This window comes from Bacillus cereus group sp. MS39, from assembly GCF_040448665.1.
GTDB classification, from domain to species: Bacteria; Bacillota; Bacilli; order Bacillales; family Bacillaceae_G; genus Bacillus_A; species Bacillus_A wiedmannii.
The window spans coordinates 3,468,329-3,483,115 of record NZ_CP123058.1 but is presented as its reverse complement, the minus strand read 5'-3'; the positions used below and the strand labels follow the sequence as shown (position 1 = coordinate 3,483,115).

Here is a 14,787-nt window from a genome sequence, read left to right as displayed (position 1 = left end):
CTGATTATTCATTTTTAAAAGCTTTATAAAGGATGCTAATTAGAAGGGAAATGGTTTCTTTGATACCTAACATTTTAATAGTGGACGACGATCCGCATATTAGAGAACTTGTTTCTGTATTTTTAGAACGAGAAGGTTTTCAAACATATGAGGCAATTGATGGACTAGATGCACTTAAGAAAATAGACGAAGTAAAAGTTGATATGGTTATTCTTGATATCATGATGCCGAATATGGATGGATTTGATGTATGTTTTGAATTAAGGAAGTACTATGATATTCCGATTTTGATACTAACTGCTAAAGGGGAGACGTCCCAAAAAGTAAAAGGATTTTACCTTGGCACGGATGATTATCTTGTAAAACCATTTGATCCGATAGAACTAGTAGTGAGAGTAAAGGCACTACTGAAACGTTACCAAATTACAGTATCGCAATCGATTCAAGTTGGAAATGTACTGTTAAATCGTAAAACATTTGAAGTTACAATTGGAGAACAAATAGTTACATTACCGCTAAAAGAATTCGAATTGCTCTTTACTCTAGGTTCTAAAGCAGGAAGAACTTGTTCGAGAGAGCAATTAATTGAAGATGTATGGGGATATGATTTTGAAGGGAATGAACGTACACTAGACGTTCATATTAATCGGCTACGTGAGAAGTTTCAAGAAGAGAAGTCGAAGTTCAGTATTAAAACGATAAGAGGCTTAGGGTATCGCTTAGAGGTAAGTAAATGAGAAAAAGAAAAAGAATGAGTAAGTTGAAGATGTTGAAAGTAACGGGAGCGATAATAGCGCTCTTTTCTTTTCTCACTATAATTTGGTCTATCGCATTTTATGTAGCAACTAGTATATTGAATGCTTTTGAAGTAAACGTATCGTCGTTTGTGGCCTTTCTAATTAGCTATATGGTCGGTTTTGTATTTATTGTTCTTATTTGGACATTGATTGGGATATTAATGAGACCAAAACGAGAGGCAATGATCTGGACTATAATTGAACCGATACAAAAAATTACAAAAGGAGACTTTTCCGTAAAAATACATAATGAAGAAAAGTATGATGGAGAAATTGGTGTGCTCGTAAAAAGTATAAACGATATGACAGATGAACTAAATGCGATGGAGAAAATGCGTCAGGAATTTGTATCGAATGTTTCTCATGAAATACAGTCACCATTAACATCTATAAAAGGTTTTGCTAGAGCACTACAAGATAACAATCTTTCCGAGGAAAAACGAAAGCATTATCTTACCATTATTGAAACGGAAACGACGAGATTATCTAAACTAAGTCAAAATTTACTGAAACTAACTCTTTTAGAGGCGGAAGAGTATACACCAGAAAGAGTGGCGTATCGATTAGATCAACAGTTAAAGCAAATTGTATTAAATAGTGAACCGCTCTGGGCTGAAAAAGAAATTGAATTAGAACTGGATTTAGAAAAAGTAAATGTTATTGCTGACCAAGAAAGTATGAGTCAAGTGTGGATTAATTTAATTCATAATAGTATTAAATTTACGCCAAGTGGTGGCACAATTACAATCCAGTTACAAAAACATGAGAAAGTAGTGGAAGTACGTATTCGCGATTCGGGAATTGGTATATCCGAAGAACAGAAACAACATATTTTTGAACGTTTTTATAAAGCGGACACTTCACGAAATCGTACTTATGGAGGAAGTGGCTTAGGTTTGGCCATCGTAAAAAAAGTACTCGACCTTCATCAAGGAGAAATAAAAGTCGAGAGTGAGGAAGGGAATGGCGCAGAATTTATTGTGTGTATTCCGAATAATGAAGGAAAATAGTGTTAGGAGGATATCTTCTAACACTATTTCTCTTTAAAAATACATTCCCCGTTACTGCAACTATATTGATAAGCCTTTCCTTCATTATTCATACGGTATGAATAATCTGATTTTGTATCTTTTTTAAAGTTAACATATGCTTCTGCACCGTTTTTATCATCATCGATATCAATGAATTGAACGCTTCGTATAGAATAATCCTTTTTTTCACTTAAACCTCTTTCTTGTAAGTTTGTATGAATACCTCTTATTAATTGGTCGAACAGTGACCAATTTAAATTAAGATGCTCAAATGATTCAGTATGTCTTCCTAAAATGCCATTGTCTTGTATTATTTTATTATTATTATCGTATGTATAAGAGTATGTAAAATAGGGTTCGTCTTTATATACTACCTCTGCATAATAGCCGATATTATAAATGGGAGTATATTTTCCAGTTATGCTTTGTATTTCTTCTTGCTTATAGTTTTTTATAGTATGGAGATAATTGCTAGTATCTTTTTCTATTACTTTATAATGTAGTGGATTACCAAATATAAAGTACATCGCAAAAAATATGATACATAGTCCGACTGCAGTTAGTGACAAGAACCATTTTTTTCTTTTCATACACATACACTCCCCTATGCTGGATTTATTTTTATTTTACATGAATGATGATAAAACATGTGAGACTTATAAAAAAATATTATAGTTACCCACAGGTAACCTACGCACATGAAAGTGCATCATTGCCTTTTTACATAAATATAGTTACACTTTTAATATAATAATAAACAACTGAGACGATTAAGGAGTGTTATACTTGGCAGAATTATTACAAGGCAAAAATGCTTTAATTACAGGAGCAGGTAGAGGGATTGGTCGTGCTGTAGCGATTGCATTAGCGAAAGAAGGCGTAAACGTAGGTCTTTTAGCTCGTTCAGAAGAAAACTTAAAAGCTGTAGCGAAAGAAGTAGAAGCAGAAGGCGTAAAAGCTGTTATTGCGACTGCTGATGTATCTTCATATGAAGAGGTAACGACTGCAATTGAAACGTTAAAAACCGGTTTAGGATCTATCGATATTTTAATTAATAACGCTGGTATTTCTAAATTCGGTAAGTTTTTAGAACTAGACGTTGCTGATTGGGAAAAAATCATTCAAGTAAACTTAATGGGTGTGTACTATGCAACTCGTGCAGCTTTACCAAGTATGATTGAACAACAATCTGGTGATATTATTAATATTTCATCTACAGCAGGACAAAAAGGTGCACCTGTAACAAGTGCATATAGTGCTTCTAAATTTGGTGTTCTTGGCTTAACAGAATCGTTAGCGATGGAAGTTCGTAAACATAACATTCGTGTAACTGCTTTAACTCCAAGTACAGTAGCAACTGACATGGCTGTAGATTTAGGATTAACTGATGGAAATCCGGATAAAGTAATGCAAGCAGAAGATATTGCAGAGTTTATCGTAGCGCAGCTGAAATTAAATAAACGTACATTTATTAAATCAGCTGGACTTTGGTCTACTAATCCATAAGGGTTAAAATTATAAGCAAAGAAGGGATATTTATTCTGTAATGGAGTGGATGTCCCTTCTTTATTTTTTGTATATAAGACAGAATTTTCGTTATAATCAAAAGTGAATAGTAGAAAAGCATTGAAAAATTGAAGGGATGGTATTTTCATGAGTACGATTGAGAAATGGACGGCTGTTGATCAATATGTGAGTGATGTATTAATACCGAAAGATTCTACATTAGAAGAAGTACTTCAAGCAAACGCTGCAGCTAATTTACCAGCACATGATGTATCGCCAACGCAAGGGAAGTTTTTGCAACTATTAGTACAAATTCAAGGAGCTCGAAACATTTTGGAAATTGGTACTCTAGGCGGATATAGCACGGTATGGCTTGCAAGGGGATTGCCATTGGGAGGCAGAGTTGTTACATTGGAGGCAAATGAAAAGCATGCTGAAATTGCACGTAGCAATATTGAGCGTGCCAATTTGAATGATATAATTGAAGTGCGAACAGGATTAGCTTTAGATTCTTTACGGCAAATCGAAAATGAGAAGTATGAACCATTTGATTTTATTTTTATAGACGCCGATAAACAAAATAACCCTGCTTATTTTGAATGGGCACTGAAGCTATCACGCCCTGGTACTATAATTATTGGGGATAACGTAGTACGTGAAGGAGAAGTTATTGACAATACGAGTAATGATCCTCGCGTGCAAGGGATACGTCGCTTCTATGAATTAATAGCTGAAGAGCCAAGTGTAAGTGCTACTGCGCTTCAAACTGTAGGAAGTAAAGGCTACGATGGGTTTGTAATGGCAGTCGTAAAAGAATGATGAAAGGAGATAAAAAGATGAAAAAGAAATTTCAAAAATTATAACATGTATGGTGTACAACGCAGCTACCTCGTGGACCTCCAACATACTTGGAAATATAAGTTTATATAAAAATTGGAGGTAAGGAATAGATGAGAACTGAAAAAGAAATGTTAGACTTAATTATGGATACAGCAAAAGAGGATGATAGAATCCGAGCTGTCATCATGAATGGATCACGTGTAAATCCAAATGTGAAAAGAGATTGTTTTCAAGACTATGATATTATGTATGTTGTAAGTGATATACAATCTTTTACGTCTAATCATAATTGGATTCATAGATTTGGAGAAATAATGATTGTACAAATGCCAGAAGAAATGTCATTAATTCCAGCAGATGAAGACGGGAAATTTCCGTATTTAATGCAGTTTATGGATGGAAATCGAATTGATTTAATGCTAGTTCCATGTGATTTGATAAATAAGTTTGTTGGACAAGATAGTTTAAGTGAACTGCTTCTGGATAAAGATAATTGTATTGATGAATTTCCACCAGCAAGCGATAGGGATTACTTAATACAAAAGCCTACAGAAAAAGAGTTTTTAGATTGCTGTAATGAATTTTGGTGGTGTAGTACGAATGTAGGGAAAGGACTATGGAGAGAAGAACTTTCTTATGCGAAAGGGATGCTCGATGGTCCAGTACGAGATATGTTCATTGTAATGCTAGAATGGCATATTGGTATGAAAACAGACTTTACAGTTAATACAGGTAAGTTTGGAAAGCATTTCGAGCAATATATTGAAAAAGATATGTGGGAGCATTTTAAACGGACCTATTCGAATGCTGAATATGAAAACATATGGGAGTCATTTTTTGTAATGGGCGATTTATTTAGAAAAGTTGCGAACGAAATTGCTAACACATATGGGTATCAATATCCTCAAGGTGATGATGACAGAGTGACAAGCTATTTAAAACATGTGAAAGCATTGCCGAAAGATAGTACATCGATTTATTAATATTGCAAAGTAGTAAGACTGTCCTAATTACGGACAGTCTTATTTTTGTTCATGAATAATAATTTCTCTAACAAAGTGCAGATGAATCACATATGAAATTTTAGGGAGGTTTTTATCATGTATTATTTTTATTCGTCAGAAATGTTTGCCCCATATGAATGGGGACTAGAACGAGATGTTTCTTACGCCTATATGCCATATCACTCATTTTATTATGGAGACTATATGAGCTCATTGCCATACACATATATCCCTCAAAACTATACAGTACAAATGAAAGCATATGAGCGTGGATCGTGGACACCATTTTCGTGGGTCGAAAAATATGCGTACGCATTTTCAGGACCGTACAATAAAGCGGAAGTCGCTCTTACATTTGATGATGGACCAGATTTAGAATTTACGCCGAAAATTTTAGATAAGTTAAAACAACATAATGTAAAAGCGACATTTTTCCTGCTCGGTGAAAATGCAGAAAAGTTTCCGAATGTAGTAAAGCGTATTGCGAATGAAGGGCATGTAATTGGCAATCATACGTACAGCCATCCAAATTTAGCGAAAGTAGATGATACTGAGTACCGTAATCAAATTATAAAAACAGAAGAAATATTAAATCGTTTAGCTGGTTATGCACCGAAGTTTATTCGTCCACCGTACGGTGAAATACTTGAAAATCAATTGAAGTGGGCAACAGAGCAAAATTTTATGATTGTACAATGGAGTGTTGATACGGTTGATTGGAAAGGAGTAAGCGCTGATACGATTACAAATAATGTGTTAGGGAATTCATTTCCTGGCAGTGTTATCCTTCAGCATTCGACTCCAGGTGGACATTTGCAAGGATCTGTAGAGGCGCTAGACCAAATTATTCCGCAGTTAAAAACGAAAGGGGCACGCTTTGTAACGCTGCCAAGTATGTTCCAAACATCGAAAGAGAGAAAATAAAATGGATTTTAAATCACTCGGATTGTGTCTGTTATCTACTGATTATTAGCCCACTCATACGGGCGCCCGACTTTAAACTCACTCATTGCATTTGTAGAAATTTGAGGTGGGATTCTTATTGCTCGCAAATAGCAGGATAAAGAATAGGACTCCCAAGTACTTTAAAATGGGAGTCCTATTTTATTTATAAACTATTATTTTCTAGTAAGTCTTTTCCTTTTTCTATAACAAATTCATAGTATGCAAGATCATATGGATAAATATCTTCAAATGTTATCGTTATCGGTTTATTGCTTAAAACAGAAATAGCTGTAAAAGATGAAATCTCTCTTTTTAGTAGTTGTAGAAAAGAAGTTGCATGTACTTTCATCACATCGTCTACTTCTTCACCTGGTGCGAATGGAAGTGGATTGATGACATTGTGAAAATACATATGACAAAACTCGCGATCTGTAAGATTTGAAATTTCATAATCTATTTTAAAGATGCCTTTGTATGCTAACTCAGTCGTTTGAAAAGAAAGCCCCAGTTCTTCTTTAATTTCACGAAGACCACCAATTTGTACATCTTCATCATGCATAATATGTCCGGCTGAAGTAATATCCCATATACCCGGAGCTTCTTTTTTATTTTTAGAGCGTAATTGGAAATATAAGAACATATCTTCATCATCTTTTTCTACAAACCAACAATGAAATGTTTCGTGCCAATCACCGTCACGATGCACTTCATCACGCAATTTCTTCCCAAGTGTATTTCTTTCAGGATCAAATATTGTTAACCACTCTGTCATTTAAATTCCCCTTTCTGCAAATTTTATTATACAATATTTGTATTGAATTTTGGGAAAATAAAGAAAAACGGAGTGGTTAATAGTGGGGATAGAGAGTAAAGAAATAAAATCGATTATTTCAACAGAGGAAGAATTACGGAAAATATTGGGGCAACCAAGTGAGCGAGCGTTAAAGAAAGTTATTTCATCATTAGACCACCATTGCATAGATTTTTTGTCAAAATCTCCTTTTCTAGTATTGTCTACTGCAAATAAATTAGGAGAGTGCGATGCTTCGCCGAGAGGTGACGCACCTGGATTTGTATACGTATTAAATAATAATCAAATTATCATTCCAGAAAGACCAGGTAACCGTCGTATAGATTCCATTTTGAATATTATTTCAAATCCGCACGTAGGGTTACTCTTTTTTATTCCAGGCCTTGGGGAGACGCTCCGGATAAACGGCCGAGCGTATATTACAAACGACGAAGAGATATTGCAAGAAATGCAGGCGAATGGACGCAATCCGTTACTTGGAATTGTCGTTGAAATAGAAGAGTGTTATATTCATTGTGCAAAAGCTTTTATCCGATCTAAGATGTGGGATCCAGAATCATGGTTGAATAAAAAAGAGTTACCTTCAGCAGCAAAAATGTTGCTGGAGCATGCGAAAGTAAATACTTCTGAAGAAGATGTTGCACGCTCTTTAGAAGAAAGCTATACGAAAAGATTGTATTGAAAAAACTTTATAGATATAGTTTTGTAAGGTGAATATGTACACATTTTAGAATGTGATATTCATATAAGAATCGTTGATTTACAAACTGGAGAAATAACAAAATAGGTAAATCAAGTGGTAGTTGCATAATGTTATTTTGAAATACAATAAAAAATGATTTTGAAAATTTTTAGTAAAAATAGGCTTGCTTTTTGAAAAGTTGATAACTATAATAAGTTAACAAATAGACATGAACGAAAAAGTAACGATAAGGACACGAAATCATTTTTACGGTTTACAGAGAGGGAAGTCAAGGGTGTAAGCTTCCTAACACGAGAAATGGTTTTACCACCTTTGAACTTCAATAGTGAACGAGTAATCTAGTAATTATTGACGGAATCAGCCGTTATCTGAACTTGAGCAATCTAGGGAGAAATATGTCTAGGTTGGAACAAGGGTGGAACCACGAAAACACATTCGTCCCTTTCCTAGGGATGAGTGTGTTTTTTTATGGATGTGAAGATTGAAAATTAAAAATAATCAAAAAATAGTATTGATTTTGTTTTTTATGCGAGTATAATGAGTTAACAAATAAACATGAACGAAAAAGTAACGATAAGGACATGAAATCATTTTTACGGTTTACAGAGAGGGGAGCCAAGGGTGTGAGCTTCCTAACACGAGAAATGGTTTTACCACCTTTGAACTTCAATAGTGAACGAGTAATCTAGTAATTATTGACGGAATCAGCCGTTATCTGAACTTGAGCAATCTAGAAGGAAATAAGTCTGGATTGGAACAAGGGTGGAACCACGAAAACACATTCGTCCCTTTCCTAGGGATGAGTGTGTTTTTTTACTTTGAAAGGAGGTGCAGTAAAATGAAACGATTTGTACGTACGGAAATAACCACCACCTGCATGATTAAAAAGCAGAGCAAGGTGATTGATAAAGATAAAAAATAAAATTGTAGGAGGAGATTAGAAGATGAATAACGTTATTAATGTTGGGGTGTTAGGCTTAGGTACGGTCGGAAGTGGTGTTGTCCATATTTTGAAAGAACATTATAAAAAAATTGCACTTGATACAGGGTATGAAGTGAAGGTAAAGACAGTCGTTGTACGTGATTTAGAAAAAGAACGTGATGTTTGTATTGATGGAATTGTAGTAACAAGTCATGTCGATGAAGTTCTAAATGATTCAAATATTGATATTGTAGTAGAGGTAATGGGCGGAATTGAAGAAGCGAAGCAGCACATTGTTAAGGCTTTACGAAATAAGAAACATGTCGTAACAGCAAATAAAGATTTAATGGCTGTATACGGTGCGGAACTTCTCCACCTGGCGAACGAAAATGATTGTGATCTATGTTATGAAGCAAGTGTAGCGGGCGGTATTCCGGTGTTAAGGGGATTAACAGACGGATTAGCTTCAGATCAAATTGAAAAAATAATGGGAATCGTAAATGGCACAACAAATTATATGTTAACAAAGATGAGTCAAAAGGGATGGTCGTATGAAGAGGCATTACAAGAAGCACAAAAATTAGGTTTCGCAGAATCGGATCCAACAGCGGATGTAGATGGGTTAGATGCGGCGAGAAAGGTAGCCATTCTTGCAAACTTAGGTTTTTCGATGAATGTTTCTTTAGATGATGTGCAAGTAAGAGGGATTCGAAAGGTCGAAAAAGAAGATTTACAAATGGCTGAAAAGTTAGGATTTACTATGAAATTAATTGGTAAAGCAGAGAAACAAGGGTCAGCCATTCATTTAAGTGTAGAACCGACTCTTTTACCAAGTCATCATCCATTATCGAATGTAAATAATGAATTTAATGCAGTGTATGTTCACGGTCAAGCAGTAGGGGAAGTAATGTTTTACGGACCTGGAGCTGGGAAGTTACCGACTGGTTCTGCTGTTGTAAGTGATATTATTTCAATCGTTAAAAATATGAATCAAGTTCCGAAAAATAAAAGTGCGTTAAAAGAACCAGAGCCATACGAGTTACAAGGAGATGAAGAAGTCGTTTCGAAATATTTCTTACGTATTTCATTACGAGATGAACCTGGGATGTTACAAAAAATAACAGAATGTTTCGTTAATTATTCTGTAAGTTTAAAAGAAGTTATTCAATTACCTTTAAATCGTGAACTTGCAGAAGTCGTTGTTGTGACACATCAAACTTCAAAGTATCAATTCGAACGAGTACTAGGAGCGATAGAAGATGTCGCAAGTGAAATAAACAGTTATTACATTATTGAGGAGGAAAAACAATATGTATAAAGGATTATTAAAACAGTATGCTTCTTATTTACCGGTGAATGAAAATACACCTGATGTGAGCTTAATGGAAGGAAATACACCGCTTATTCCGTTATTAAATATATCAAAACAATTAGGAATTCAGTTATACGGTAAGTATGAAGGAGCGAATCCGACAGGTTCTTTTAAAGATCGTGGTATGGTAATGGCTGTTGCGAAGGCGAAAGAAGAAGGTTCGGAGGCAATTATTTGTGCATCCACAGGTAATACTTCGGCATCGGCCGCAGCATACGCGGCACGCCTTGGAATGAAATGTATAATCGTAATCCCTGAAGGAAAGATTGCACATGGAAAATTAGCGCAAGCAGTCGCCTATGGAGCTGAAATCATTTCAATCGAAGGAAATTTTGATGATGCACTTAAGGCTGTAAGAAATATTGCTGCTGAAGAGCCGATTACACTAGTAAACTCAGTGAATCCTTATCGAATTGAAGGGCAGAAAACAGCAGCATTTGAAATTTGTGACCAGTTGCAAAGTGCACCAGATGTTTTAGCGATTCCTGTTGGAAATGCTGGAAATATTACAGCGTACTGGAAAGGTTTCTGTGAATATGAGAAAGAAAAAGGCTATAAGAAGCCAAGAATTCACGGGTTTGAAGCGGAAGGAGCAGCTGCTATTGTAAAAGGACATGTCATTGAAGAACCTGAAACAATTGCAACAGCAATTCGCATCGGTAACCCAGCGAGTTGGTCATATGCTGTAGAGGCTGCCGAACAATCTCACGGTGAAATAGATATGGTATCAGATGAAGAAATATTACATGCGTATAGATTATTAGCAAAAATAGAAGGGGTTTTCGCTGAGCCAGGATCAAATGCTTCATTAGCCGGCGTTATTAAACATGTTCAATCTGGAAAAATCAAAAAAGGAGAGACAGTTGTTGCGGTTTTAACTGGAAATGGGTTGAAAGATCCTGATATCGCAATCTCTTCTAATACATTAGATATTGCAAGTGTTTCAAATGATATAGAACAAATTAAAGAGCATATAAAAGGGGTGATTATGTCGTGATACCATTAAGTATTCGTGTTCCTGCTAGTACAGCGAATGTTGGACCTGGATTTGATTCAGTAGGAATAGCTTTGTCATTATATTTAGATGTGGTGGTAAAAGAAAAAGCTGATAAATGGCAAGTAATTCATTCCTTTGAGGAGTCAATTCCGACAGACGATAAAAATTTAATCGTTAGCACGGCATGTAAAGTGAGTCCTTCTTTATTACCCCATATAATAGAAGTTACTAGTAATATCCCGCTTACAAGAGGACTAGGAAGTAGTGCATCAGCCATTGTAGCAGGGATAGAGCTTGCGAATCAACTTGGCAATTTGAACTTAACGACTGATCAAAAAGTTCAAATTGCTACAAATTTTGAAGGACATCCAGATAATGTTGCTGCTTCTATATTAGGAGGAACTGTAATCGGAGCACTTGATGGAAAGAATGTTTCGGTTGTAAGAATTGAAAGTAAGGAATTAGGTGTAATTTCTCTTATTCCAAATGAAGAGTTAAATACAGAGGAAAGCCGATCTGTATTACCAGATGTGTTTCCATTTCATGAAGCAGTTAAGGCTAGTGCAATCAGCAACGTATTAGTAGCTGCGTTTTGTCAAAAGAAGTGGGAAGTTGTAGGTGAAATGATGGAAAGAGATCATTTTCACGAGCCGTATCGTTTAGAACTCGTACCGCTATTACCATCAATTCGTAAATGTGCAAAAGAGTTTGGCGCATACGGCACAGCGCTTAGTGGTGCAGGTCCATCCATTTTTATATTGACGCCATATGATAAACGTCAAGAAATTGCTGAGCAATTAGCGAGAGTATTTACGTCTATGAAAGTGTGTGAGCTAGAAATCGATCATAGAGGAATTACTGTAAATAAAGAAGAACATATAGAATTATAAAAAAAGCTAGCATTGCTAGCTTTTTTTGTTGTAAATATCTTTTCAGTTTTCATATAAAAGAAAAGTAATAATGTATAATTTAGTAAAGCGTGTATTCATTTGGAGGCGATCGTATGAAAAAAGAGTCACCAGAAGAAAACAGGGAACGTATAAGGCAAAGTGAATTGAAAAATAATCCTACCGGTTCTTTACATGATGGATTCAACAGAGCTGAATCAGGTAGTCCAGTGGATATGACGGGTGGTATGAATTGGAAAGGTACAGCGCTAGTAATTTTAGTGCTAGTTTTAGGGTGTATTATATACACTTATTTTTTTAGTTAAAAAATAAGTGTTAAAGATTCGAATTATTTGCTTTTATATTTAGTGGGGATGAAAAAACACTATTGTACTACATATACTTTAAGCAGATTATAGTTGTTCATACACACTTATTTATAATACTCAAAATAGAGCTACCGTTATGCTAGTTCTATTTTTTTGCCACATTCCTGTAACAAAGCCCCTGTATATTCAGTGGTGGAGGTGCAGAAGATGAAAAAAATGATAGCAATATGTCTTCTTACAACGATGTCATTTTCGACTTTGGTCGGGTGTGATGTAAAAGGTAACAAGGCTGTACAAGAGTCTAAAGTAAAGAAAGCGACGTATAAAGAGTTCACTTACGATGTAAATCCAGAGACTTTCACGTTAACTGTAGAACATGATGGTGTAAAGGAACAGGCATCACAGCCGTTACCGAAAATGAAGGTGTCGAATGTAAAAAAAGACAAGGATCGCACATCTTGGGAATACCCAGATCAAAAAGTAAAAGTGAATCTAGAAAAGAAAAAAGATCACTTAAATATTGAAGTGGAATCGACTGGTGCAGAAAGTTTTATATGGCCGAAAGTACAAGCTGAAAATTATACACTTCCGTTATGGGAAGGAAAACAAATTCCGAGTAATGATGAAAATTGGAAGAAGTTTTTAAAGGATGATGCATATTCATTTGCTGAATCATTTTCTATGAAGTTTTTTGCGTTAAATGGTTCGAAATATTCCATTGTATATATTGCGAACAATATGTTTAATAATGAATTGAAATTTCATTCGGATCCGAAAATAGGATTTGATTTTATACATGAATTCCCGAGTATAAATAAAAATAAAACATATGGATTTCAATTATATGTGACAAATAATGATGCAGTCAGTATTGCTAAACTATATAAGGATAATATTGCTCGAAAAGGTGAATTTAAAACATTACAAGAAAAGGCTAGAAAAAATAAAGAGATTGAAAAACTTTATGGTGCGGCTCATTTTTATTTTTGGAATCAAAATGGTTTGTCTGACAGTAACGTAAATTGGCCTAAAATAAGAGAGCAAATAAATAGTCCTGTATTTAGTCATATAAAAGGGCTTATTCAAAAGAATAGTTCGGAGCCTGGAGAACTGAGTGTGTTTGAGCAAGTAAGTAAACAAGATTTCATTGATAAGTACCAAAAAAATGTTATTTTGCGTTATGTAAATGAAGTATTATCAATGAAGGAATTGTATAAAGATGATATTTTTCAAAAGGTTGATCAGAGCGCTAGTGAGTTATTAAACAAAGGGGTAGATCACTTATCGAAGATGGAGTTATATAACTTAAATAAGCATGTATTAAAGTCGGCGCTCGGTGATGCGATTGAAGAAGTAAGTAAATGGGGTAACGCAGATGGAACGGATATTATAAAGGAAATGAAAGAATCAGGAATAGACAAAGCGTGGATTGGGTTACCGAACTGGGAACAAGGGTATATGCAGCCTGATTTCGTGACAGAAGCTAAGAAAATAGGATATTTAGTTGGTCCGTATGATTCTTATCATTCTATTCACGAAAAAGCTGATAAAAATTGGAATACAGCTTCTTTTCAGGATCCATCGTTATATGAAGAGGCAACTGTGACGAAGAAAAATGGAGAAAAAGTGCAAGGATTTTTAGGTAGAGGGCGAAAGTTAAATCCAACTTTATCTCTTCCTAGTGTAAAAGAGCGAATGAACGAGATATTAAAAAATGGACCTAAATATAATTCATGGTTTATTGATTGTGATGCAACAGGTGAAATTTATGACGACTATTCAGCCAAACATATAACGACACAAGAACAAGATTTAAAAGCAAGATTGCAACGAATGGATTATATTGCGCAAGAAAAAGGTATGGTAGTTGGCTCAGAAGGCGGAAATGACTTTGCAAGTAGTACGATTACATTTGCTCACGGTATTGAAACGCCGGTTATTAAATGGGACGATGAAGATATGAGGAAAAATAAAACAAGTCCGTATTATGTGGGCGGATATTGGTCACCGAATCAAAATGTTCCAGAAAAATATGCAAAACAAGTACCGTTAAAAGAAGAATATAAACAAGTATATTTAAATCCAGTATATTCGGTACCGCTATATAAATTAGTATACAATGATTCTGTAATTACAACGCACCACTGGGAATGGGGAAGTTTGAAAGTAAAAGATGAGGTAGGGAACCGTATGCTATACGAATTATTGTATAATGTTCCTCCGTTGTACCATTTAGATGAAGTAGAGTGGAATAAGCATAAACAAGAAATTACGCAGCACCTGAAAGTTTGGAATGACGTTCATGAACAGGCAGTAGAAGAAGAAATGATGAACTTTGTATATTTGTCAGAAGATAAATTAGTTCAATCTGCTTCTTATGGAAAAGATATTAAAATTATTGTGAATTTCTCGAATGAAGAGATAGAAATAGAAAAGACGAAACTAAAAGCAAAATCCGCTTTCATTAATAATCATGGGAAGAAAACAATGTATACACCGCTTGAGAGATAATATGAAATGTATTGTTGCATTATTAATTTTTCAGGTGAAAATTGAAGGATTCGAAACGAATAAATTTATAAATCTATAATTTTGAATGTTGCGAAGTGCTAAATATTTAAAGTTGGAAAATAGTGACTTGCC

General features: G+C 34.9%; 14 protein-coding genes and 2 other annotated features. Of the genes, 12 read left to right on the top strand and 2 right to left on the bottom strand.

Annotated features, from left to right (window positions below; all coding sequences use genetic code 11):
- Positions 1–59 precede the first annotated feature (59 nt).
- Both hitR and hitS read left to right on the top strand, forming a co-directional pair.
- Positions 60–737, top strand: a complete 678-nt coding sequence (gene hitR, locus QEP67_RS18235; RefSeq protein WP_061671856.1) for an envelope stress response regulator transcription factor HitR — start codon at positions 60–62, stop codon at positions 735–737.
- Positions 734–1,807, top strand: a complete 1,074-nt coding sequence (gene hitS, locus QEP67_RS18230; RefSeq protein WP_001231636.1) for an envelope stress sensor histidine kinase HitS — start codon at positions 734–736, stop codon at positions 1,805–1,807. Before hitR ends, hitS begins: the two co-directional genes overlap by 4 nt.
- Before the next feature lie 23 nt (positions 1,808–1,830).
- On the opposite strand, the gene QEP67_RS18225 is transcribed toward hitS, so the two are convergent.
- Complete coding sequence (locus QEP67_RS18225; RefSeq protein WP_061671822.1) at positions 1,831–2,418, bottom strand: DUF3139 domain-containing protein; 588 nt, start codon at positions 2,416–2,418, stop codon at positions 1,831–1,833.
- Positions 2,419–2,614: 196 nt separating this feature from the next.
- Here QEP67_RS18225 and QEP67_RS18220 point away from each other — a divergent pair, with 196 nt between their 5' ends.
- The 4 genes from QEP67_RS18220 to QEP67_RS18205 all read left to right on the top strand — a co-directional run bounded on the left by QEP67_RS18220 (position 2,615) and on the right by QEP67_RS18205 (position 6,102).
- On the top strand, positions 2,615–3,334 hold the full coding sequence (locus QEP67_RS18220) for a 3-ketoacyl-ACP reductase (RefSeq protein ID WP_000818988.1): 720 nt from the start codon (positions 2,615–2,617) through the stop codon (positions 3,332–3,334).
- 147 nt (positions 3,335–3,481) lie between these two features.
- Positions 3,482–4,153, top strand: a complete 672-nt coding sequence (locus QEP67_RS18215; RefSeq protein ID WP_151035404.1) for an O-methyltransferase — start codon at positions 3,482–3,484, stop codon at positions 4,151–4,153.
- A gap of 131 nt (positions 4,154–4,284) precedes the next feature.
- Positions 4,285–5,157 (top strand): aminoglycoside 6-adenylyltransferase, encoded by an 873-nt coding sequence (locus QEP67_RS18210; RefSeq protein WP_061671823.1) that lies wholly within the window; start codon positions 4,285–4,287, stop codon positions 5,155–5,157.
- 117 nt (positions 5,158–5,274) lie between these two features.
- Positions 5,275–6,102 carry a peptidoglycan-N-acetylglucosamine deacetylase gene (locus QEP67_RS18205; RefSeq protein WP_000291230.1) on the top strand — a complete coding sequence of 276 codons (828 nt, stop codon included), beginning with the start codon at positions 5,275–5,277 and terminating at the stop codon, positions 6,100–6,102.
- A gap of 184 nt (positions 6,103–6,286) precedes the next feature.
- Here QEP67_RS18205 and QEP67_RS18200 read toward each other — a convergent pair whose 3' ends face one another.
- Positions 6,287–6,895 carry an NUDIX domain-containing protein gene (locus tag QEP67_RS18200; RefSeq protein WP_000141351.1) on the bottom strand — a complete coding sequence of 203 codons (609 nt, stop codon included), beginning with the start codon at positions 6,893–6,895 and terminating at the stop codon, positions 6,287–6,289.
- Between the two features lie 82 nt (positions 6,896–6,977).
- Here QEP67_RS18200 and QEP67_RS18195 point away from each other — a divergent pair, with 82 nt between their 5' ends.
- The 6 genes from QEP67_RS18195 to QEP67_RS18170 all read left to right on the top strand — a co-directional run bounded on the left by QEP67_RS18195 (position 6,978) and on the right by QEP67_RS18170 (position 14,655).
- Positions 6,978–7,616, top strand: coding sequence for a pyridoxamine 5'-phosphate oxidase family protein (locus tag QEP67_RS18195; RefSeq protein ID WP_000510736.1), 639 nt, complete (start codon positions 6,978–6,980; stop codon positions 7,614–7,616).
- A gap of 235 nt (positions 7,617–7,851) precedes the next feature.
- Positions 7,852–8,083: a binding site (T-box leader), on the top strand.
- Positions 8,084–8,198: 115 nt separating this feature from the next.
- Positions 8,199–8,430: a binding site (T-box leader), on the top strand.
- A gap of 151 nt (positions 8,431–8,581) precedes the next feature.
- A complete protein-coding gene (locus QEP67_RS18190; protein WP_048566552.1) occupies positions 8,582–9,877 on the top strand; it encodes a homoserine dehydrogenase in 1,296 nt (431 codons plus the stop codon).
- Positions 9,870–10,928, top strand: a complete 1,059-nt coding sequence (gene thrC, locus QEP67_RS18185) for a threonine synthase (protein WP_353706355.1) — start codon at positions 9,870–9,872, stop codon at positions 10,926–10,928. Before QEP67_RS18190 ends, thrC begins: the two co-directional genes overlap by 8 nt.
- Complete coding sequence (gene thrB, locus QEP67_RS18180) at positions 10,925–11,818, top strand: homoserine kinase (RefSeq protein ID WP_000612661.1); 894 nt, start codon at positions 10,925–10,927, stop codon at positions 11,816–11,818. Before thrC ends, thrB begins: the two co-directional genes overlap by 4 nt.
- A gap of 113 nt (positions 11,819–11,931) precedes the next feature.
- The gene (locus QEP67_RS18175) at positions 11,932–12,141 is read left to right on the top strand and encodes a DUF6366 family protein (protein WP_000712287.1); all 210 of its coding nucleotides are present in this window, start codon (positions 11,932–11,934) and stop codon (positions 12,139–12,141) included.
- A gap of 210 nt (positions 12,142–12,351) precedes the next feature.
- Positions 12,352–14,655: a glycoside hydrolase gene (locus tag QEP67_RS18170; RefSeq protein ID WP_048566550.1), complete on the top strand. Its 2,304-nt coding sequence runs from the start codon at positions 12,352–12,354 to the stop codon at positions 14,653–14,655.
- Positions 14,656–14,787: the final 132 nt, after the last annotated feature.

Excerpts from the sequence above, each read along its gene's own strand:
- QEP67_RS18200 (WP_000141351.1), bottom strand. The coding sequence starts at position 6,895 with ATGACAGAGTGGTTAACAATATTTGATCCTGAAAGAAATACACTTGGG.
- QEP67_RS18205 (WP_000291230.1), top strand. The coding sequence starts at position 5,275 with ATGTATTATTTTTATTCGTCAGAAATGTTTGCCCCATATGAATGGGGA.
- QEP67_RS18190 (WP_048566552.1), top strand. The coding sequence starts at position 8,582 with ATGAATAACGTTATTAATGTTGGGGTGTTAGGCTTAGGTACGGTCGGA.
- QEP67_RS18210 (WP_061671823.1), top strand. The coding sequence starts at position 4,285 with ATGAGAACTGAAAAAGAAATGTTAGACTTAATTATGGATACAGCAAAA.
- hitS (WP_001231636.1), top strand. The coding sequence starts at position 734 with ATGAGAAAAAGAAAAAGAATGAGTAAGTTGAAGATGTTGAAAGTAACG.
- QEP67_RS18215 (WP_151035404.1), top strand. The coding sequence starts at position 3,482 with ATGAGTACGATTGAGAAATGGACGGCTGTTGATCAATATGTGAGTGAT.
- QEP67_RS18225 (WP_061671822.1), bottom strand. The coding sequence starts at position 2,418 with ATGAAAAGAAAAAAATGGTTCTTGTCACTAACTGCAGTCGGACTATGT.
- thrC (WP_353706355.1), top strand. The coding sequence starts at position 9,870 with ATGTATAAAGGATTATTAAAACAGTATGCTTCTTATTTACCGGTGAAT.
- QEP67_RS18175 (WP_000712287.1), top strand. The coding sequence starts at position 11,932 with ATGAAAAAAGAGTCACCAGAAGAAAACAGGGAACGTATAAGGCAAAGT.
- QEP67_RS18170 (WP_048566550.1), top strand. The coding sequence starts at position 12,352 with ATGAAAAAAATGATAGCAATATGTCTTCTTACAACGATGTCATTTTCG.